Source organism: Alkaliphilus oremlandii OhILAs (genome assembly GCF_000018325.1).
In the GTDB taxonomy this organism is placed as follows: domain Bacteria; phylum Bacillota; class Clostridia; order Peptostreptococcales; family Natronincolaceae; genus Alkaliphilus_B; species Alkaliphilus_B oremlandii.
Genome location: NC_009922.1, coordinates 2,834,964 through 2,854,286, shown reverse-complemented (window position 1 = coordinate 2,854,286; position 19,323 = coordinate 2,834,964). Strand labels below are relative to the sequence as shown.

The following is a 19,323-nucleotide window of genomic DNA, read 5'->3' as shown; positions in this document are numbered from 1 at the left end:
CCATCAATTTATTGCTTCCTTTGGTCGCATAAATTGGGTTAGGTCATAAAAAAAAAGCCCCTTCTTACAGAATATTACCCTATGGGAATATTACTGAAGAAGGGGATATTTATTTAACTGCAATTTTAACATTTAAGGCATTGCTGACAATCACTGCAATCTGACCACGATTAATAGGGGTATTGGGAGATAGATTCATATTTTTATCGAGACCTAGATCCTTTGCTTTATTTATGTAGTTATTCGGCCAGCTACCAGTCACATCTTTTTCGTAGCCTAGGATACGAATTACTACAGCTAAAGCTTGAGCATATGTGATTTGCTCTTCCGGCTTAAAGGTTTTGTCCTCAAAGCCCTTAATCAGCTCTTTAGAAGAAGCGATATTAATATAACCAGAAGCCCAATGGTTGCCACTGACATCCTTAAATGGGGTAGCACCTTTGTTTGCTTCCTGCTTATCATCTAAGCCCTCTATTCTTACAGCTAGGGCAGCAAATTCCGCTCTCGTAATGTTTTTATTGAGACCCAAAGTACCATCTTCGTAGCCCTTATAGAGTCCAAGTCCTTTTAGCTGCTCTCCTGCCTGTTCCTCTACAGATAGGGCATACGCACTGGGAATAGAGAAACTAAAGAGTAAAAGGAAGCACATAAAAACAGATAAGATCTTTTTCATAGCATTTCACCTCCTAACTAAATTATATCAAAGGATTGAATCTGTGATATTAAGGTTGTATTACAAAAAAGCAAAAAATGTTTTTGTACAAGCAGGACTTTTTATAAAAAGACAGAATATATATTAAAATATGATTATACCGCTTCGTATATTGGTGATCATGGAGATGAATCTAAATTTGTAATGATACTGTAATAGTAAAGAGCCGCTTTTCATTGTATAATGATATTATGAAGGTTGGCTATCAGTAAGAGGTTATTGGCTTTATAGCTCCGATAACTTAATATTACAGTTATATTACAATCTTCATCTTTGCATTGACCAAGTATAAGGTCGATGGTATAATTCTTGATATAGTGTGCGACGACATTACATATAAGGATGGCAGTCGCATCTATATAATTTTAAGGCTGGCTGGTTTTTACGGAAGGGGTTACGGCCAAGCTTAAAAATTTAACCCACTTCTACAAAAAAGAAATCAATATCAAGAAGGAGGAACACATAATGAAGAAAGTATTATCATTTATACTTGTACTTTCCATGGTTCTTAGTAGCTTTGGAATGGCCTTCGCAGCTCCAGCTAAAAATGAAATCGCTGGACACTTAAACGAAGACGCTACTCTAAGACTTGCAGATCTAGGAATAGTTAAAGGTGATGACAGAGGATTTGCTCTAGATGCAAATATCACAAGAGCAGAATTTGCAGTATTATTAGTAAGAGCTTTAGGTTTAGAAGGTTCTGCTAACGTAGCTAAAGGAGAAACTCAATTTACAGACGTAACAGTAGCGGCTGGATACGAGTGGGCTTCCGGAGCTATTAACGTAGCAACAAGATTAGGATACATCCAAGGATATGGAAATGGTAAATTCGGACCTGCTGATAACATCAGATACGAAGATGCTATTACATTAATGGTTAGAGCATTAGGATATGAGCCAGCTGCACAAGCTAAAGGTGGATATCCAGTAGGTTACCTAGTAGTTGCTGAGCAAGATGTTAAGAATACAAAGCACGTTGAAGGCGCAACAGGAGTTGCAATCACAAGAGGTTCTGTATTCCAATTACTAGACAACTCTTTAACAAAAGCTAAAATGATCCAAGTTGGATATGGTTCAGAAACAAAATATGTAGTTTCTGGAAAAGATGACACTAGAAAAGAAACAATCTTAACTACTAATTTAGGTTTTGACGAAGTAGAAGGTACAGTAGTAGCGAACTACAGAGTAGAGAAGCTAAAAGCTAACGAAATCAAAATTAATGTAGAAAAAGAAAATGGAAATAAAATTGACAAAACTGTAAAATATACAATATCTGATAAATTCGATTTCGATGTAGATGCTGTATTAGGTTTAAAAGTTTCTGCATGGTATAACGATGATAACGAAGAAATCTTCAGATATGAAGTAGAAACAGCTGAAAGTGATGTTGTTTACGGTACAGTTGTATCAAACAAAGAAGACAAAAAGACATTAAAAGTAGAAGTTAGAAATAAAGACAACTCAGCTACAAAGTACGAGTGGGCTGAAAAAGATTCTAGAAATGGTATCGATGCAGCTGTAGTATATATTGGAAATGAAAAAGAAGATGTTGAAGACGTTAAAGATGGTCTTTATGGAAAATTCGTATTAAATGAATACGGAGACGTAGCTTTCGCTTACCTAATTAAATTCGATGCAGATAAAGTAGGTATGGCTAAAGAAGTTAAAAAAGATGAACTTAAGTTTGTAAGTGTTGAAGCTGTAGGTGAAGACACAATCGAACTTGATGATTACAAAGCAGCAGATGTATTTGTATTCAATGCAGACTTTAGCAAAGCTTCTTTAGAAGATATTAAAGAAGGTACAGCTATCTTCGGATGGGAAAATGATGATGATCAGTTATTCTTCGTAATCAGAAATGATGTTGTAGAAGGAAAACTTGAAGCAGTAAGAGCAAGAGATAACAGAGTAACTGTTAACGGAACAAACATTGTAAGAGATGCTAACGATGCAATCTTCTCTGGAAATGAAGGAACAGATTTCGAAGAGTGGGCAAGCACTAACTTTGAAAAAGTTGAAGAATTCATTGATGAGAAAGTAGTAGTAGTTCTTAACCTTCAAGGAAGAGCTATGGTATTAACAACAGATGCAGATTACACAAGCAAAACTATCTACGGTGTAGCTACTTACCTAGAAGATGGTAGAAATCCTGTATTAACAGTATTCACATCTGAAGGTAAAGAAGTAGAATACAAATTCGAAGATAGAAAAGATGTTACATCAGCATTAAAAGTTGATTATTTAAAAGATGAATTTGTAGCAGTAGAATTCAAATTAAACAAAGATGGCGAAATCAGCAAAGGTGATTTAAAAGTAGTATCTAACGTAAAAACATTATCAGCAGAGAAAAAATCTGACGATAAATTTATAACTATTGGTAAAGACAGATTCTACATTAGAGAGAACACAGTAGCTATTAAAGCTATTAACAGCAAAGGTGAGCTTAAGCCTTCTCTAATCAAACACAGCGATATCGCTAAGAGAACAATTAAGTCTGGTGAAAGAGTAATCGTTGTTGGAGATGCAGGAAGAAATGCAGATCTAATCGTATTCGTTGACAAAGCTTTCGAAGCTAAAGACGATGCTAAATTCGGTTTAGTAACTGGCGACGTAACAAGAAAAGGTGGAGACTATAAAGTTGAAATCGATGTTGCTGGCGAAGCAAAAGCTGAATACATTGTAGCTGGTAGAAATGATGTTAAAAAAGGTGACCTTGTTGAATTTAAGTTAAACAACAAAGGTGAGTTAACAGATATAACTAGAAACAATGCTAAAGATAAAGAAGCATTCAAGGTAACTAAGAAAGATGGAGACTACTTATTATTAGATGGTAAGTGGTACCTAGTTAGCAACGAAACAGTAGTTTACAAAGTTGACGAAGATGGAGCTTTAGATGGAACTACAAGACTATCTAGAATTTCTGACAAAGACTCTGTAGTATTCGTAGAAGATGCTGGAGAACTTAAAGTACTAGTAGTAGTAACTGAGTACAAAGATGGAAAACCAGGTGAAAACCCAGGAGAGCAACCATCAGAAGAATTAACTGGTAAGTTAGAAGAAACAATGTATGGTGTTGTTTTAACAGTAGAATTAAAAGCTGGAGACACTGTATCAAAAGTTTCTTTAAACGGAAGTTCAGTAGATGCAAACGATTTTGCAGTTGAAGATGCTGTATTAAGAGTGTTTGGTGTTAAAGCTGGAGATACAGTTAAAGTAACTGTTAACGGTACAGAAGCATCTGTTAAAATCAAGTAATTAAGATATTAATATTCTCAATATAACAATTTCTCCACCACCTTAAATGGTGGGGAAATTGTTACATAATATTCAATTAACACTAATTTAGGTTAACAAGTAAATCGTAAAATACAAGGAGGTAAGCATTAATGAAAAATTACAAGAGAATTTCTTCTGTTGTATTAGCAACTGTAATGCTAGCAAGTACATCTATTGCATCTGCAGCACCAAGAGATGTATATACTACAGATGGTAATATTCATAAAACTGCTCAACAAATGGCTTTATCAGCAAAAGAACAACGTAATGTTGCTGTAAGACCAAGTAGCTATTTGTTTGAGGGAAATGGTGGAAAGTTATATTCTTTTAAAGATGCAAATGAAGCATACCTTAAGAATAAAAATGACTTTTTAAATATTCTTGAAAAAGATTATACACCTGTTAAAGATGTTGAAACACCTGTAGAAGGTGAGTTAAAAGTTGTAGAGGTAAGTGCTATTAATGCTAAAAAAATCAAAGTAACATTTGGTCAAGAAGTAGTTAGATCTGGTCAAGCGGAGAATACTGCTAACTATACTATTAAGAAAAAGGATGGATCACCAGTAACTGTTTCTACAGCAACTTTATCATCAAATGAGAAAGAAGCTACACTTATTTTAGGTGCTGCTTTAGATGGTGATTATATAGTAATGGTAGATCCTATTCAATCAAAAGCTGATGCTACAAAGACAACTGCACTTTATACAAAAGAAATTTCATTTAAAGATACAGTTAAACCAACTGTGGCAAGTGTAACATATCCTTTAGCAGGGCAAGCGGTAATTCAAATGTCTGAAGAAGTTGACATGACAGGAGCAACTGCAACTATTGTTAGAGTTGATGGGACAGCAATAACTACTGAAACTGTAAATATAGACCCTAATGATGCGAGCAAATTTGCAGTAAAAGGAATTGCAGCTAATAAAGAATATAAAGTAACATTATTAGGAGTAAAAGACTTAGCTGGAAATATTATTAGCCCTAACCCCGCAGAAGTAACTGTAAAATCTATAGTAGTGGATGAAGTTGCTCCAGAAATAGTTTCAGTGAAATCAGAAGGATTACAAAAAGTTATTGTAACATTCAGTGAAGAAGTAGATGAGTCAACAATTACTCTTTCATTAGATGGAACACCTGATAGTTCAATAATAGCAGCTAAAAACCCTAAGAATCCTCTTGAAGTTGAAATAACTTTAGGTGCTGTTACAACAGCAGGAGCTCATGCTGTTGAATTAACTGCTTTTGATGATTTAGTTGGAAATTCTGGAACAGCAAAATCATTTAATGTTCAATTCAAAGCACAAGCAGCTAAATTAGAAAAAACAACAGTAGCAGCTGATAATAAATCTGTTGCACTTACTTTTGATATGAATGTAGATAAGACTGCAACAGATATATCCTTAACAAGGGTAGATGCTGACATGGTAACTACTACAGTATCTGTACTAAATGCAGATATTACAGCTGATGGTACTACAAAAGATTTTGTTTTAAATAATGCAAGTGGATTTGCACCAGGTAAATATACTGGTCAATTAACTGTTGCAGATGTTACTCCATTAGGAGCAACAGACAAAATTGCTATCGCATTTGAAATAAAAGCACCTGTTGACACAGAAAAAGCAACTGTAACTCTAGGTGCAATCGATGCTAAAAACGTTGTAGTTAACTTCGATAAAGAAATGGGAGCATCAGCTTTAGATGTTAACAATTATAAAGTAGAAGGAAAAACAGTATTTAAATCAGCAATCTTTGATGGTAATGCAAAAACAGTTAAATTAACATTAAATACAGAAACTATATTATTAGATGGTGACTATGAATTTACAATTGATTCAGCTGTTAAAACTAAAGCAGGTGTAGCAATTGATGCATTTGCTGAAGTTGCAACATTTGAAGAAAATGTTGCGCCAACAGTTAAGAAAATAGAATTTACAGCACCAAATAAAGTAACAATTACTTTCTCAGAAAATGTAACAGCAAATGCAAACTTTGCAACAGTAAAAGTTGATGGGGTAGCAGATGCAACTAAATTTGGAGTAGTAACAACTTCTAATACAGCTACTGTTACATTAACAACATCAGTTACAGATTTAACTAAGCCAATAACAGTAGAATTTGATAAAACTATAGATGTAACCGATGCTAATGGAAATAAATTAGTACCTGAAGCGTCATACACAGTAGCAAAATAATTGTAGATTCAAGAGGGCTAACCTCCTTTAATAGAAAAGATAAAAATCAAAGCACTTCACAGGTAGAAATATTTGTGAAGTGTTTCTTTCTATGGTAGTGTAAAATAATCTGTGCTTAAGTGAAAATAAACGCTCTTCTCTGGAAAAAATTACTAATAATATAAATTCAGAGAGGAGCATTTTTTATGAGTACATTACCTAAAGAGTTTTTAAGAGAAATGATTACTTCCGGAAATTTAAAGTCAGCAGGAGATCTTCAGTCCGATCTAAAAGATATATTTAAGGATGTTCTGCAGGAAATGCTAGAAGCGGAGCTTGAGGTAGAGCTTTGCTATTCTAAGGGAGACAGGGAAAACAAGAATACTTCTAATCGCCGGAATGGTTATTCTGAAAAGAAGGTAAAAACTCAGTTTGGTGAAATGAGTTTAGATATTCCTAGGGATAGAAATGGTGAATTTGAACCTGCGGTTGTTCCTAAAAATAAAAGAGACATCTCTGGGATTGAAGAGAAAGTAATTTCTCTTTATGCTAGGGGTATGTCCACAAGAGATATTCATGAGCAGATTAAAGATATCTACGGTATTGAAGTCTCTGCTGAAATGGTTAGTAAAATCACTGACTCTATATTGCCTAGTATCAAGGAATGGCAACATAGATCTCTAGATCCAATATATTCTTTTGTTTTCCTAGATGCTATTCATTACAAGGTTAGAGAAGATGGGCAAATTAAAATGAAAGCTGCTTACGTTGTTCTCGGTATTAATGTAGATGGATACAAAGATATTTTAGGTATTTGGATTGGCGAGAATGAATCTTCTAAGTTTTGGCTCAGTGTTTTAACTGAATTTAAGAATAGAGGCCTTCAAGATGTACTAATATTCAGTGTAGATGGTCTTACTGGATTGAATGATGCGATTAAAAGTGCTTTTCCTAAATCTGAGATTCAAAGATGCATTATTCATCAGCTTAGAAATTCTTTTAAATATGTCAGTTATAAGGACCTAAAGGGGTTTGCTAAGGATTTTAAAGAGGTTTACTCTGCAATTACTGAGGAATCCGCTTATGAAAAGTTAATGAATCTTCAAGATAAATGGGGACAAAAATATCCATTTGCTATTAAAAGTTGGGATGAGAACTGGTTATTACTTTCTTCATTTTTCAAGTTTCCTAAGGAGATTAGAACAATTATGTACACCACCAATGCAATAGAGAGTCTACATCGCCAATTTAGGAAGGTTACTAAGACGAAGTCTGTATTTACTAATGACCAATCCTTGGAAAAAATACTTTACTTAGCTAGCCAAAATGTGATGAAAAAATGGACTCAAAGATATAGAAATTGGGACTCCATAATTAATCAACTAGCAATACTTTATGATGATAGGTTAAAATCATACCTGTAAGTGGCTTAAATTAATCTATAGTGATTAGTATAATGATTAACAATTAACCATTCAGGTATAAAAATAAGCCTACCTTCCCATTTGAATAATTATTGCCAAAATTATAAGAAAATATGAATAGATTCTAATGATTTTGGCAAAATATGAAATATAGTTATAAAATTGTAATATTTATCAAAATTTAATATTAATAATTTTTTCTAGATTAGAAGCTATAATCTAATCTAAAGCACAAGGTTATTTACAGACTCGAGCCTAAAAAAGGTGCTGGCTTTTAATCACCAACACCAAATATTATAAGAGCCCAACAATGCCCTCATGGATTTAATCCTTAAGGGCATTGTTATTTACTCATTACCGAGTACGTTATATGACTTGATTATTGACCTTGTACTGTAGCAGTTACTCTTATTCCTGTTTTTAATTCATTTCCACCTAGGTCTGTTACAAAGTGGTCATTATTGTTATCTGCTTTTGTTCTTATCGTTACTGTTCTACCTTCATAGTCTACTATGTCTCTAAGTTCTAATATAACTAACTTAGTATCTGTTGTATGAACATTAGCTTCTTTTACAGTATATAGTGCACCATTCACTAGTACTTCAAAGTTTCCAGCTGCTAAATCTGGATCTTCTACTTTTACTGATTCTGAGAATCTTAATTCTAGTTTAGCATCTCCAGTTATTACAGCACTTTCAAGTACTGGTCTTGTATTATCTTTCATATCTTTTACTGTTACTGATACTGGTAACATTTTTGCTCCTGAAGTTGTTGATACTCCTTCTACTTTTAAAGTATAGTTACCATCACGAACTACAGTATCTTTGTTTAAGAATATACGAGCTTCTCCACCAGTTACTTTTCCAGCACCATCTTTCAATGTTTCATACTCAATATATGTGTCAGCCGCTAGTTTCTTTCCTGCTAGAGTATAGTTCGCTGGATTTTTAGCTGTTGATGCTTTGATATCTTCTCCAACAAATTCAACTATTATAGCATCATGGTCCGCATCATATTTTACTAAATCTTGTGCTGTTTGTGGTACAGATGCTTCTCCTCCGCCTTGACCTACTTCCTTTACTTCAAATCTTACAGTATCTCCTGCAAATGGAATTACTGTACTGTTAGTAAGTTTTTTATCAAGCGTATCTGCTACTAATCCTCTTGGTAATATTAATTCATATTGTCCTGCTAATAATGCATCTTCATCTTTATTTAACATAGCTTTTGCAGCATCTTTAATATCTTGTGTTGTTCCATTTGATACTAAATCAACTACATCTATTGTTAGTTCATTATTTACTAGAGCAGCAATATCAGCAAATGGAATTGTTAATGATTTTGTTTCTTCACCTATGTGTTGCTTTAAGATTACTGCATTTGCTGAAGTTCCTTTTACTACTGTTCCACCAAATAATTCGTCTGCAAATGGAATTACTATTTTACCTAAATCTGTACTCTTAACAAATTCAGTTTCAACTACTTTTCCTTTTGCATCTTTTGTTGAGTATACTACTTCTGGTGCTACTAAATCTAATTTAAATGTGTGTGCTTTTGAATATTTATCTGCTTTTTTACTTCCAGTAGCAGCTTCAATTTTTCCACCGTCTGCACCCGTTACTTCTACTGTATAGATTAACTTAGTTGAACCTTTGTACTCAGCTAAAGCAGTTGCAAATTCTATTTCTTCAGTTTTATCTGCACCTGTAGTACTATGACTCTTTACTGTATTTCCTTCTGAGTCTTTTACTACTACTTTAGTTCCATCTTTCGGTGCTGCCTTAAATGTTACCACAAATTTTCCTTCTTCTGTTTGCATTAAAGATTCTACTACTGGTGCTTCATCTTCAGTTACATTATCTTGAGGTTCCACTACCTTTATTACTGCATTGTAGATATCTCCTACTGGTTTGTTTCCTGCTAAATCTTCAACTCCAACGATTTCAAACTTGTGATTTCCTAGAGTAAGATCTTTTATTCCTGCTGCTTTAGCTACTTTAAGTGTTTTTCCGGAAGCATCAGTTGCATCAAGAGAAACATGAGTAGTTATATTTTTACTGTCTAAATAGAACTGTACATCTGAATCAACAAATACTGGCTCATTAAACATAAATAAAACATCTTGGTCTGATGTTACTACTACTTCTGTTATGTTGTTTTTTGTTGGAATTGCTTTACTAGTTGTCGCATCTATAGCTGTTCCATAAATTTTAGCTGCTTCTGAATCAACTGAGTTAAAGGACTTCTCTTGTGTATCCATTAACTTACCAGCTGCATCTTTTACGTTACGAACTTGGATTGTTACCATTTTGTTTTTTACTACAAAATCAGTTGCATTTACTTTAAGTGCCACTGCTGGTGTAGTTAAAACTGTAGTTGTATTCTTATCTAACCAGATTACATTTGCAGCTTCGTCTACTGCTTTTATTATTACAGTTTTTCCGTCTTCTTGTAATTCAGCTTTATATAGTCCTGTGTTGTTAGCTTCTATACTTGAACTACTTACGTCTTTATCGCCAATCCCTACATAGTAGTTAGTTAGTTTTTCAGCAGAAGTTTTATCAACTTTTTGATTAAATTCCACTTTTAATGCTGTACTGTTAATAGCACTTGCCTCCACAAATATAATCGGTAAAATTAGATATATACCTTTAAACATAACAAACAATAAAACAGAGTGGGGGAGCATAATATGAAATATTCTAATGTAGTAGAAAATTTTCTTAGGTATTTAGAATCTATAGATAGGTCTAAAGAAACTATAAAAGGTTATAAAAAAGAGCTGGGGTACTTTGGAAGGTTTTTAGAAAAAAAGTATGGTTTTGAAAAAGAAATGGAACAAATATCTTCTGTAGATTTAGAAGATTATATGTACTATTTAAAAAAGTCAGGAAAAAAGAGTGCGACTAGAAGTCGAGTGGTATATATTTTTAGGAGCCTCTATAAATATTCATATAAAAGAGAACTTTGTACGAAAAACTTAGCAATATTTTTAGAATCTGTAAAGGTTAAACAAACGGAGAGAGACTATCTTTCGGAAGAAGAATTCATCTTACTAATTCAAAAGATAAATAGCTCAATAGTCAAGGCAGCTGTGCAGACAATTTTTTATACTGGACTCCGAGTTTCTGAAGCTCTAAACTTGACGATGGAGAATGTTAAGTTAGATGAGAAGATAATATATACAATAAGCGGTAAAGGAGATAAGGATCGAATCATACCGATTAGCAATAAACTTTACTATATATTGGATGACTATGTAAAAAATATAAGACCAGATGTAGAAAGCAATAAATTTTTTTGTACGAAAAAAACCGGTAGCCTTTCTCCACAATATATAAACCGTATGCTGCATATTGCTAAGGATTCACTTAACTGGGAAAAGAATATATCTGCCCATATTTTAAGACATTCTTTTGCCAGTAACTTGATTCTTCAAAATGCACCTCTACCTGCCGTGCAAAAGCTTTTAGGTCATTCAGATTTGAGAGTTACCAGTCGGTATATCCATCAAGATCTAAGACAACTAGAAGAGGCAGTTAATCTCTTGTAAATATAATATGATACGTATATAACTAAATATCAAAATAGCAAATAGTCTCCTTATTTTAGAGACTAAATTATTTTTTTGAGGATATAATAAATAGGACCAATAATTGTACATGCTATGTACTACTATATAATTAAGGAGTGAAAAATTATGAAAAAATTATTATTTCCACTTTGTATCATATTACTTCTAACTTTTAGCATCGGTTGTAGCCGTACTGGGAAGCCAGACAACATTGTACCGGATAAGAATGGTGTACCAGATAAAAACGGTGTGCCAGGTAATAATGCTACACCGGGGAAAACCCCTGAAATAAAGGAAGAAGCATTTGCAGGCAGTGCAAGCATTATTGAAAAGTATGAAGAAATCAAGGATGCGAAGGCATACATAGAAAATAACAAGATTATTTTACAGTTAGTCCCTGCAAACAAAGATGTACCAAAAGAAAAGATAAGAGAAATAGGTGTATCATTTCTGAAGGCATTGTCGGGATACACAGTGAATGAAGGTTTAAAGGGACCTAGCGATGAAACCTACGGAGAAATATATGATCATTATGATGTCGAGATATTAATAAAAGAAGAAAATGGGACTGTAATAGAGAAAGGTGTTAAGACCAAAAAAGAAAATAAAATTAACTGGCAGTAAAAGCTTTGTTTTGCAATAAAGTAGGGAGAACTATAAAAATAGTTCTCCCTACTTTATTAATTTAGTTCATATTGAGTTCATAATATAGGTTTAAGATGGAATCAGTACGTTGAACGTAACTATTATATTTCTAGATTTAATAGTTATTGACAGAAAAATTTTTGAAACATATAATACTATTAGACTTTTAAAGTACAATAGTATTGTTTTGTAATAACATATGACTAGCAAAAAGATATGCAGTGATGTATAATAAGAAAGAAATTTGTAAATAGGAATAAAGAATAGGAGGAGAAACATGAACTTTAAAAAGGCTATTGCAATGGGAACATTAATCACTTTAACAGCAGTAAATAGTGGGGTACATACATTTGCTATAGAAGCTGCAGCAACAAGTAGTAAAGAAAGCTCCGATACAAAGGTTGTTAGTAAAAAGGAACAGAATATAGTAAAGTTAACTTTAAAAGAAGCGATCGACTATGCCTTAGAGCATAATAAAGACATCAGTATACAAGATATTAAGATAGAAAAGCAACAATTTGAGTATGATCAAAATATGAGGGATATTAAAGCATATAACAAAACAGAAAAAGGTAGTATGGATATGCCACCAATGATTTACCCTGCAGTTACGCAAGATCTCTCAGTGAATAGAGAGCTACATGCAATGGGTGCTGTACAGAGACATGTGGATTTTACACTTAACCAAGTAAAGTTGGATAAAGAAAAGTTAATTAGCGATATAACGAATAATGTGAGTAAAGCATATTACGATTTACTTTTAAAGCAAGAAGAAAAAAATATAGCCGAAGAAAATTTTAAATTGGCACAAGATCAATATAATAAAAACAAACTGCTTTTAGCCAATGGGCAGATTTCAGAGCACCAGCTTTTACTGACCAACATGGCAGTTACACAGGCAAAGTCCGTATACGAAGCAGCAAAGGTAATGTATCAAGTACAACTATTAAGTTTTAATAATGTACTAGGTATCGGGTTAGATACAGAAGTAGTATTATTGGATAAAATTGAAAATCCTAAATATGAAGATATTGATTTAGAGAAAGCGATTAAGCAAGCACTGGATAATAACAGCGCTCTAAAAGTAGCGAAAGAAAATTATGAAATACAAAAAATAGTATTAAAAGCATTAAGTATAAAATATCCGAGTATGACTTATAAATATAAAGAGCAGGAAATAGCAATTGAAGAAGCCTATAAAAATATGCAATCTGCTGAAGCTTTAATTGAAATGGGATTAAGATCCGCTCATTTTAATTTGAGTAGTGTAAGGGATAATATAGAAATATATCAAGAGTCTATAAAATTAGCTGAAAAATCCCTGGAGATTGCGGAGTTAAACTACGAACTGGGAATGAATACTACAAAGGAAGTAACAGAGGCTAGGATTTCTCTAATGGAATCTAAGAAAGCTTATATGAATCACTTGCATCAATACCATACTGCTTTAATCAACTTCCAAGATAGTATGGGGCTAACTAAAACAAAATAATAATAGAATCCAAAAAACATAGCATAGTTTTCATGCTATGTTTTTTTATTGACAGAATACTTTTCGAAATATATAATACTATTATACTATATAAGTACAATAGTATAATTTATTGAATGCATTGTAGGAGGAAATTTATAATGAATCAAAGTAAAATAAAATATAACCGATTAATAGAAAAAGCAGAAGAGCTGTTTGTAAATTTAGGATATAAAGCAGTATCCATGGATCAGATTGCAGAAGCAGCAGGTATTAGTAAAATGACAATTTATCGATATTTTTCTTCGAAGGAGGAACTTTTTTTAAAGGTTTTGGATTTAATTACAGCTAGAATGTTTGGATATATAGAAGACAATATAAAGGACATCGAAGGAACTCTTAATAAAATAGATGGTTTATTAAAGATAAACATAGAGCAATCGAGGAAGTACTCCTTGGCTTTCTATAAGGATGTAATGGAGATGCCCTATATTTTAGATAAGGTAATGAAGGAAAAGAAGAGAATGGCAACGATCCTATTTGAAGATATTATTAGAGAGGGTATGGAAAGAGGGGAGATAAGGCAGGTTGATGAAGGCTTTGTAGCCAACGTTCTAATTTCTTTAATGGATGGTTTTGCAAGAAATTTTGAAGAGATATCCAACACGAAAGAAGACATAGAAGCTTTTGCAGAAAAATTCTACGATTTTCTCAAATATGGCCTATTCGGAAGAAAATAAGGGGTGAAGCAATGTGGGAAGCAAGGTTTTAATGAAGGTAGAGAACATTAGCAAACTGTATCAGATGGGTGAAGTAACCGTTGCAGCTGCCAAAAATGTAAATCTGGAGATATACGAAGGAGAATTTGTAGTCATATTGGGACCCAGTGGTTCTGGCAAGAGTACACTGTTGAATATTTTAGGTGGAATGGATTTGCCTACAGAGGGTAAGGTTTTTATGGAAGAAGAGGATATTACGAATTACAGCGATAAAAAGCTAACGGCTTATCGTAAGGATAAAATTGGTTTCGTATTTCAATTTTATAACCTAATGGCAAGTTTAACTGCAAGAGAAAATGTTGAGCTAGCTACAGAAATTTGTAGAGATGCCTTAAACATTGATCAAGTACTGGCGAGCGTAGGCTTAGAAGAAAGAAAGGATCACTTCCCTGCCCAGATGAGTGGTGGGGAGCAGCAACGGGTTGCAATTGCTAGAGCAGTAGCTAAGAATCCTGCATTGCTTTTATGTGACGAACCCACAGGCGCTCTTGACTTTGAGACCGGCATAAGAATTCTAAGCTTACTGAAGGACGTTAACAGGAAATACAATAAGACCATTGTTATAATTACCCATAACATGCCAATAGGGGAAATGGCGGACCGAGTCATTAAAATGCGAAGTGGAGAAATTATTGAAACTAAAATCAATGAAAACCCAATCAGCCCTGAAAGGATTGAGTGGTAATGAAAAAATTAGATGTAAGGCTATTGAGGCTAATAAAAAATTCTAAAGGGCAATTTATTTCTATTTCAGTAACCATTGTATTGGCATTAACGATTTACATTTCCTTTAGTATGGTTGCAGATAACCTTAACAATTCAATCCTTCAGTATTACGAGGCTACAAACTTTGCAGATGTTTTTGTAGAGGTATCTAAAATACCTAAAACAGCCATAGATCAGCTTCTGGATATTGATGGAATTGAAATGGCTCAAGGAAGAGTAAGTGCAGATGTACCTTTGCGAGTGGCAAATCCTAAGGAAAAGGTTACTGTAAGAATGGTATCCCTACCAAAGGAAGAGAATATCCTTAATAACGTATTTACCTTAGAGGGAGAAGAATTAGAAGAACATCTGAGGACGACAGTAGTTCTTGGGCAGTTCTTCGATGCAAGGGGCATGGCCCTAGGAGATAAGATCATACCTTATATTGGAGGAACAGAATATGCACTCGATGTAATTGGTGTTGTAGGCAGCCCCGAATATATTTATTTAATGGAAAATGAACAGGCTTTACTACCTGCTCCTGAAAAATTTGGTGTTATATACGTTACCGACGAATTTGCCCAGTCTTCTCTAGGATTCCAAGGCAGCTACAATGAGGTCGTAATAAAGATAGATGAGAATTATCGCAACAAAATCCATAGCATTGTAGATGCAATAGAAGACGAATTGGATCGATACGGTGTCAAAAGAATTGTGAAAAGAGAAGATCAATTAAGCCATAGCATGATGATGCAAGAAGTGGAGTCTTTGGAGACCATGGCATCTTCCATTACGTTCTTGTTCTTAATGGTTGCAGGTGTCATTATTAATATTATGCTATCTAGGATTGTAAAAAACGATAGAATCTATATTGGTATCATGAAGGCACTAGGCTATAGCAACAGCGACATCTTAAGTCATTATACGAAATACTCTATATTAATTGGATTAGCGGGCTCCGTTATTGGTATGATCTTAAGCATACCTCTTTCCGTTCTATTTACGAATCTGTATATGGTATATATGAATATTCCTATGTTTAAAACGAAGATCTATTATATCTACTTTGTCTATGGCATTGGATTAACGAGTATATTCTGCATACTATCTGGGTTAATTGGCGCAAGAAGCGTTCTGAAAATTTTCCCAGCAGATGCCATGAAGCCGGAAGCACCGAAAGTAGGTAAAAGATTTTGGTTAGAAAAAGTTAAATTTATTTGGAGCAAAATCTCTTTTAGCTGGAAAATGGTAATTAGAAACATAGCGAGAAACAAAAGGAGAGCCGTATTTTTAGTTTTAGGAATAGCCTTGACCTATAGCATAACCATGGTGCCCGTATTTATGTCCTCTGTTTTCGACAGTCTATTTACGATGCAATATGGAGAACTACAAACGATGGATTATAATATAGATTTTGCAGTTCCTATGGACCGCAATGCGCTGCTAGAGCTATCTAAGCTCATTGATATAGATTATATGGAGCCAAAGACCGAAGTCCCTTTGGAGCTAAGCAGAGGCTGGCGGAAAAAGGCAGTCAGTGTGATCGGCATACCGAGAGATACTCAGCTGTACAACTTTAAGAATCTATCTGGAGTGGAAATTAAACTCCCTCAAGAAGGGATTGTTCTTTCTAAAATATTAGCAGAGACCCTTGATGTTAAAATAGGGGATGAAATCGTAATAAAAAGCTTTATGCCGGATCATGAAGAAAAGATTGTTGTAGTAAAGGATATTATTATTCAGTATTTGGGAAGCAATGGGTATATGGATATCCATATGATGAATAACGTATTGGGAGAAAAAGGTGTGATTACGGGAGCTTTATTAAACGCCAATGATGATGTAGTGACAAAGCTTCAGAATATAAAAAATATAAAACAGATACAATCGATTGAAGATATGAAAAATAGCATTTTAGAGTTTATGGATATGATTATATATTCCATGGGAACCATGATGATTTTTGGTGGAATTTTAGGTTTTGCTATTGTATATAACATTACGATCATCAGCATTAGTGAAAGAACGATGGAATTTTCATCCTTGCGGGTTATGGGCTTTGATAAAAAAGATATCTATAAATTAATTACTAGAGAAAATGGGCTAATGGCATTACTTGGAATAGCCTTAGGTATGCCTTTGGGCTATGGAATGTGTAAGGGGATGGCATCGGCAGTTTCTACAGAGATCTATAATATTCCAGTAATCATTAGTTTAAAAAGCTATATTATAACCGCAATCGCTACGGTAATATTTGTTGCAGTGGCGCAGCTTTCTACCATTAGAAAGATTCATAAATTAAACTTTATGGATGCTCTTAAAAACAGAGTATCTTAGAGGAGATCCTAGGATTAGAAAATTCTAATATATATATTAAGGATGTGAGATTGGATGAAAAAAAAGATTGGTATTGGAATTATTGTCGTATTGATGGTAGTAGCAGTGGTGTATATGACCAATAGAAGTACAGCGGTGGAAGTGAACATGGGAGCGGCCATACGTGGGGATATATGGGAATATGTGGAGGAATTGGGCGTTGTAAAATCCAAAAACAATGCAAATGTTTATGCAAATGCAGTAGGTACAGTTACAGATGTGTTTGTAGATATAGGGGATGAAATAAAAAAAGGGGATGTATTGGTAAAACTAGATGGAGAGAAGCTTTCAAGACAGATCGCAGAGCTAGAAAGTCAACGTTCGGCTATCTTAGCTCAATATAACGAAGCTAAAAAACCTACAGATTCAAGAGCTATTGAAAAGCTGGATTTAGAAATTAAGGAGATAGAAAAAAGAATCAGAACAGCCGAAGAGGTCGTCCGTAATAAAAAGGTATTATATGATGCGGGAGCTATTAGCAATGAGGAATATCAAAATGCTTTAAGAAGCTTAGAAACAGAAGGAAACAATTTAGAAAAGGTTAAGCTGGATTTAGAACTGATGAAAAAGCCTGTATCGGAGAATACAGTGATTCAATATGAAGCACAGCTAAAGCAATTAGACCTGCAAAGGCAGGCGTTAGAGAAATCTGGTGAAAACTTTACGATCGTTGCTCCAATAGATGGCACTGTAGTAAGCAAGTTGGTGGAGAAAGGCAATTACTTACAGCCTGGAACGCCCGTTATGGAAATCGGCAATATGAATCAGCTCTATATAGAAAGCGATATTTTAGTTGGCGATATAGCCAAGGTTCATGAAAATGCAAAAGTGGTGATTTCGAACAAAGATTTAGGGATAGAAAACTTAGAGGGTGTCGTAGAGAAAATTCATCCCAATGCCTTTAGCAAGATATCGAATCTAGGGCTTCAACAAAAAAGGGTGAAGGTAGACATTGAGATGAAGGAAGCTGTGAATAATCTGAAACCGGAATATGACCTAGATGTTAAAATTATCGCCGATAGTAAAAGCAACACCGTATTAATACCAGAGAATGCGGTATTCAATCTTGATGAAAAGGACTGTATCTTTGTAGTTGAGAAAGACAAGGCAGTAATAAGAGAAGTGAAGCAGGGAATAAAAAGCGGAAGGCAGGTAGAAATACTGAGTGGATTAGAGGAAGGGGACAGAGTTATACTATCTCCTGATAAAACTATAAAAGAGGGAATCATCGTAAAAGAAAAATGATAAAGCTTGTAGAAGCCTAAGCTAAGAAATAGGAATATAGTCCTAAATCTGTAGTTTTAGGCTTTTTTTTACGGGTTTAAGATATTCTTAATACTTTTGTAACTAGAAAAATGGGGGATAAAAGGATATACTGATATAAAAGACGATATGGAACTTTTTTCTTTTTTTACCGTCTATATTAATATGGGAAGTATTGTGTAAGGGGGGGAAGATTATTGGCACTTTTAGAGATAACGGATGTAGCACGAAGCTATAAGGATGGGCAGGTAAGTGTACAGGCGCTGAAGGGCGTTACGATATCCATTGAAGACGGAGAATTTGTTTCTATTATGGGACCCTCTGGATCTGGGAAATCGACATTGATGAATATCATAGGCTGTTTAGATAAACCTACAGCTGGAACCTATTCTTTGGCCAACCAGCAAGTGCAGAAAATGAATGATTGGCAGCTGGCCAACATCAGAAACGAGTTTATGGGGTTCGTCTTCCAGCAGTTCCATTTAATATCAAAGCTAAATGCCTTGGAAAATGTCGAGCTGCCTTTAATTTATCAAGGGGTTATCGGTAAGGAAAGAAAGCAGAGGGCTAAGGAGGCCTTGGAAGCTGTAGGATTGGGCGAGAGAATCAAGCATATGCCTTCCCAGCTTTCCGGTGGAGAGCAACAAAGAGTTGCCATTGCAAGAGCCATCGTAAGTAATCCCAGATTGATTTTAGCGGATGAGCCTACAGGAGCACTGGATTCAAAGGCAAGTAAGAACATTATGGAAATATTCCAGCAGTTGAACAAGGAAAGAAAGATCACCATCGTCCAAGTAACCCATGAGAGAAATATTGGGGAATACGGCAAACGAATTTACCATTTAAAAGATGGGTTGATTGATTACATAGAAGAAATACAGCGTACAGAGTTAGAAAATAATGCGTAAGGATACAAAAACGTAC

Annotated in this window: 13 protein-coding genes; 11 read left to right on the top strand and 2 right to left on the bottom strand. The window is 34.3% G+C overall.

Annotated features, from left to right (window positions below):
* Positions 1-109: 109 nt before the first annotated feature.
* Complete coding sequence (locus tag CLOS_RS13860; RefSeq protein ID WP_012160466.1) at positions 110-673, bottom strand: S-layer homology domain-containing protein; 564 nt, start codon at positions 671-673, stop codon at positions 110-112.
* Positions 674-1,177: 504 nt separating this feature from the next.
* On the opposite strand from CLOS_RS13860, the gene CLOS_RS13855 reads away from it, so the two are divergent.
* The 3 genes from CLOS_RS13855 (at position 1,178) to CLOS_RS13845 (ending at position 7,586) form a co-directional block, all read left to right on the top strand.
* Complete coding sequence (locus CLOS_RS13855) at positions 1,178-3,967, top strand: S-layer homology domain-containing protein (protein ID WP_012160465.1); 2,790 nt, start codon at positions 1,178-1,180, stop codon at positions 3,965-3,967.
* 131 nt (positions 3,968-4,098) lie between these two features.
* Positions 4,099-6,183 (top strand): phage tail protein, encoded by a 2,085-nt coding sequence (locus CLOS_RS13850; protein ID WP_012160464.1) that lies wholly within the window; start codon positions 4,099-4,101, stop codon positions 6,181-6,183.
* 185 nt (positions 6,184-6,368) lie between these two features.
* Positions 6,369-7,586, top strand: coding sequence for an IS256 family transposase (locus tag CLOS_RS13845; RefSeq protein WP_012160463.1), 1,218 nt, complete (start codon positions 6,369-6,371; stop codon positions 7,584-7,586).
* 379 nt (positions 7,587-7,965) lie between these two features.
* Here CLOS_RS13845 and CLOS_RS13840 read toward each other — a convergent pair whose 3' ends face one another.
* Entirely contained in the window at positions 7,966-10,245 is a 2,280-nt protein-coding gene (locus CLOS_RS13840; protein WP_198006297.1) for a SwmB domain-containing protein, read from the bottom strand.
* Positions 10,246-10,278: 33 nt separating this feature from the next.
* On the opposite strand from CLOS_RS13840, the gene CLOS_RS13835 reads away from it, so the two are divergent.
* The 8 genes from CLOS_RS13835 to CLOS_RS13800 all read left to right on the top strand — a co-directional run bounded on the left by CLOS_RS13835 (position 10,279) and on the right by CLOS_RS13800 (position 19,307).
* Positions 10,279-11,139, top strand: coding sequence for a tyrosine-type recombinase/integrase (locus tag CLOS_RS13835; RefSeq protein WP_012160461.1), 861 nt, complete (start codon positions 10,279-10,281; stop codon positions 11,137-11,139).
* A gap of 147 nt (positions 11,140-11,286) precedes the next feature.
* The gene (locus CLOS_RS15375) at positions 11,287-11,784 is read left to right on the top strand and encodes a hypothetical protein (protein WP_012160460.1); all 498 of its coding nucleotides are present in this window, start codon (positions 11,287-11,289) and stop codon (positions 11,782-11,784) included.
* A 298-nt stretch (positions 11,785-12,082) separates the two neighbouring features.
* Positions 12,083-13,297 (top strand): TolC family protein, encoded by a 1,215-nt coding sequence (locus CLOS_RS13825; protein ID WP_012160459.1) that lies wholly within the window; start codon positions 12,083-12,085, stop codon positions 13,295-13,297.
* Positions 13,298-13,437: 140 nt separating this feature from the next.
* The gene (locus tag CLOS_RS13820) at positions 13,438-14,016 is read left to right on the top strand and encodes a TetR/AcrR family transcriptional regulator (protein ID WP_012160458.1); all 579 of its coding nucleotides are present in this window, start codon (positions 13,438-13,440) and stop codon (positions 14,014-14,016) included.
* Positions 14,017-14,029: 13 nt separating this feature from the next.
* Positions 14,030-14,740, top strand: a complete 711-nt coding sequence (locus tag CLOS_RS13815) for an ABC transporter ATP-binding protein (protein ID WP_012160457.1) — start codon at positions 14,030-14,032, stop codon at positions 14,738-14,740.
* A complete protein-coding gene (locus CLOS_RS13810; protein ID WP_012160456.1) occupies positions 14,740-17,097 on the top strand; it encodes an ABC transporter permease in 2,358 nt (785 codons plus the stop codon). The genes CLOS_RS13815 and CLOS_RS13810 overlap by 1 nt, the downstream gene beginning before the upstream one ends.
* 54 nt (positions 17,098-17,151) lie before the next feature.
* Entirely contained in the window at positions 17,152-18,381 is a 1,230-nt protein-coding gene (locus tag CLOS_RS13805; RefSeq protein WP_012160455.1) for an efflux RND transporter periplasmic adaptor subunit, read from the top strand.
* A gap of 215 nt (positions 18,382-18,596) precedes the next feature.
* Complete coding sequence (locus tag CLOS_RS13800) at positions 18,597-19,307, top strand: ABC transporter ATP-binding protein (RefSeq protein WP_012160454.1); 711 nt, start codon at positions 18,597-18,599, stop codon at positions 19,305-19,307.
* Positions 19,308-19,323: the final 16 nt, after the last annotated feature.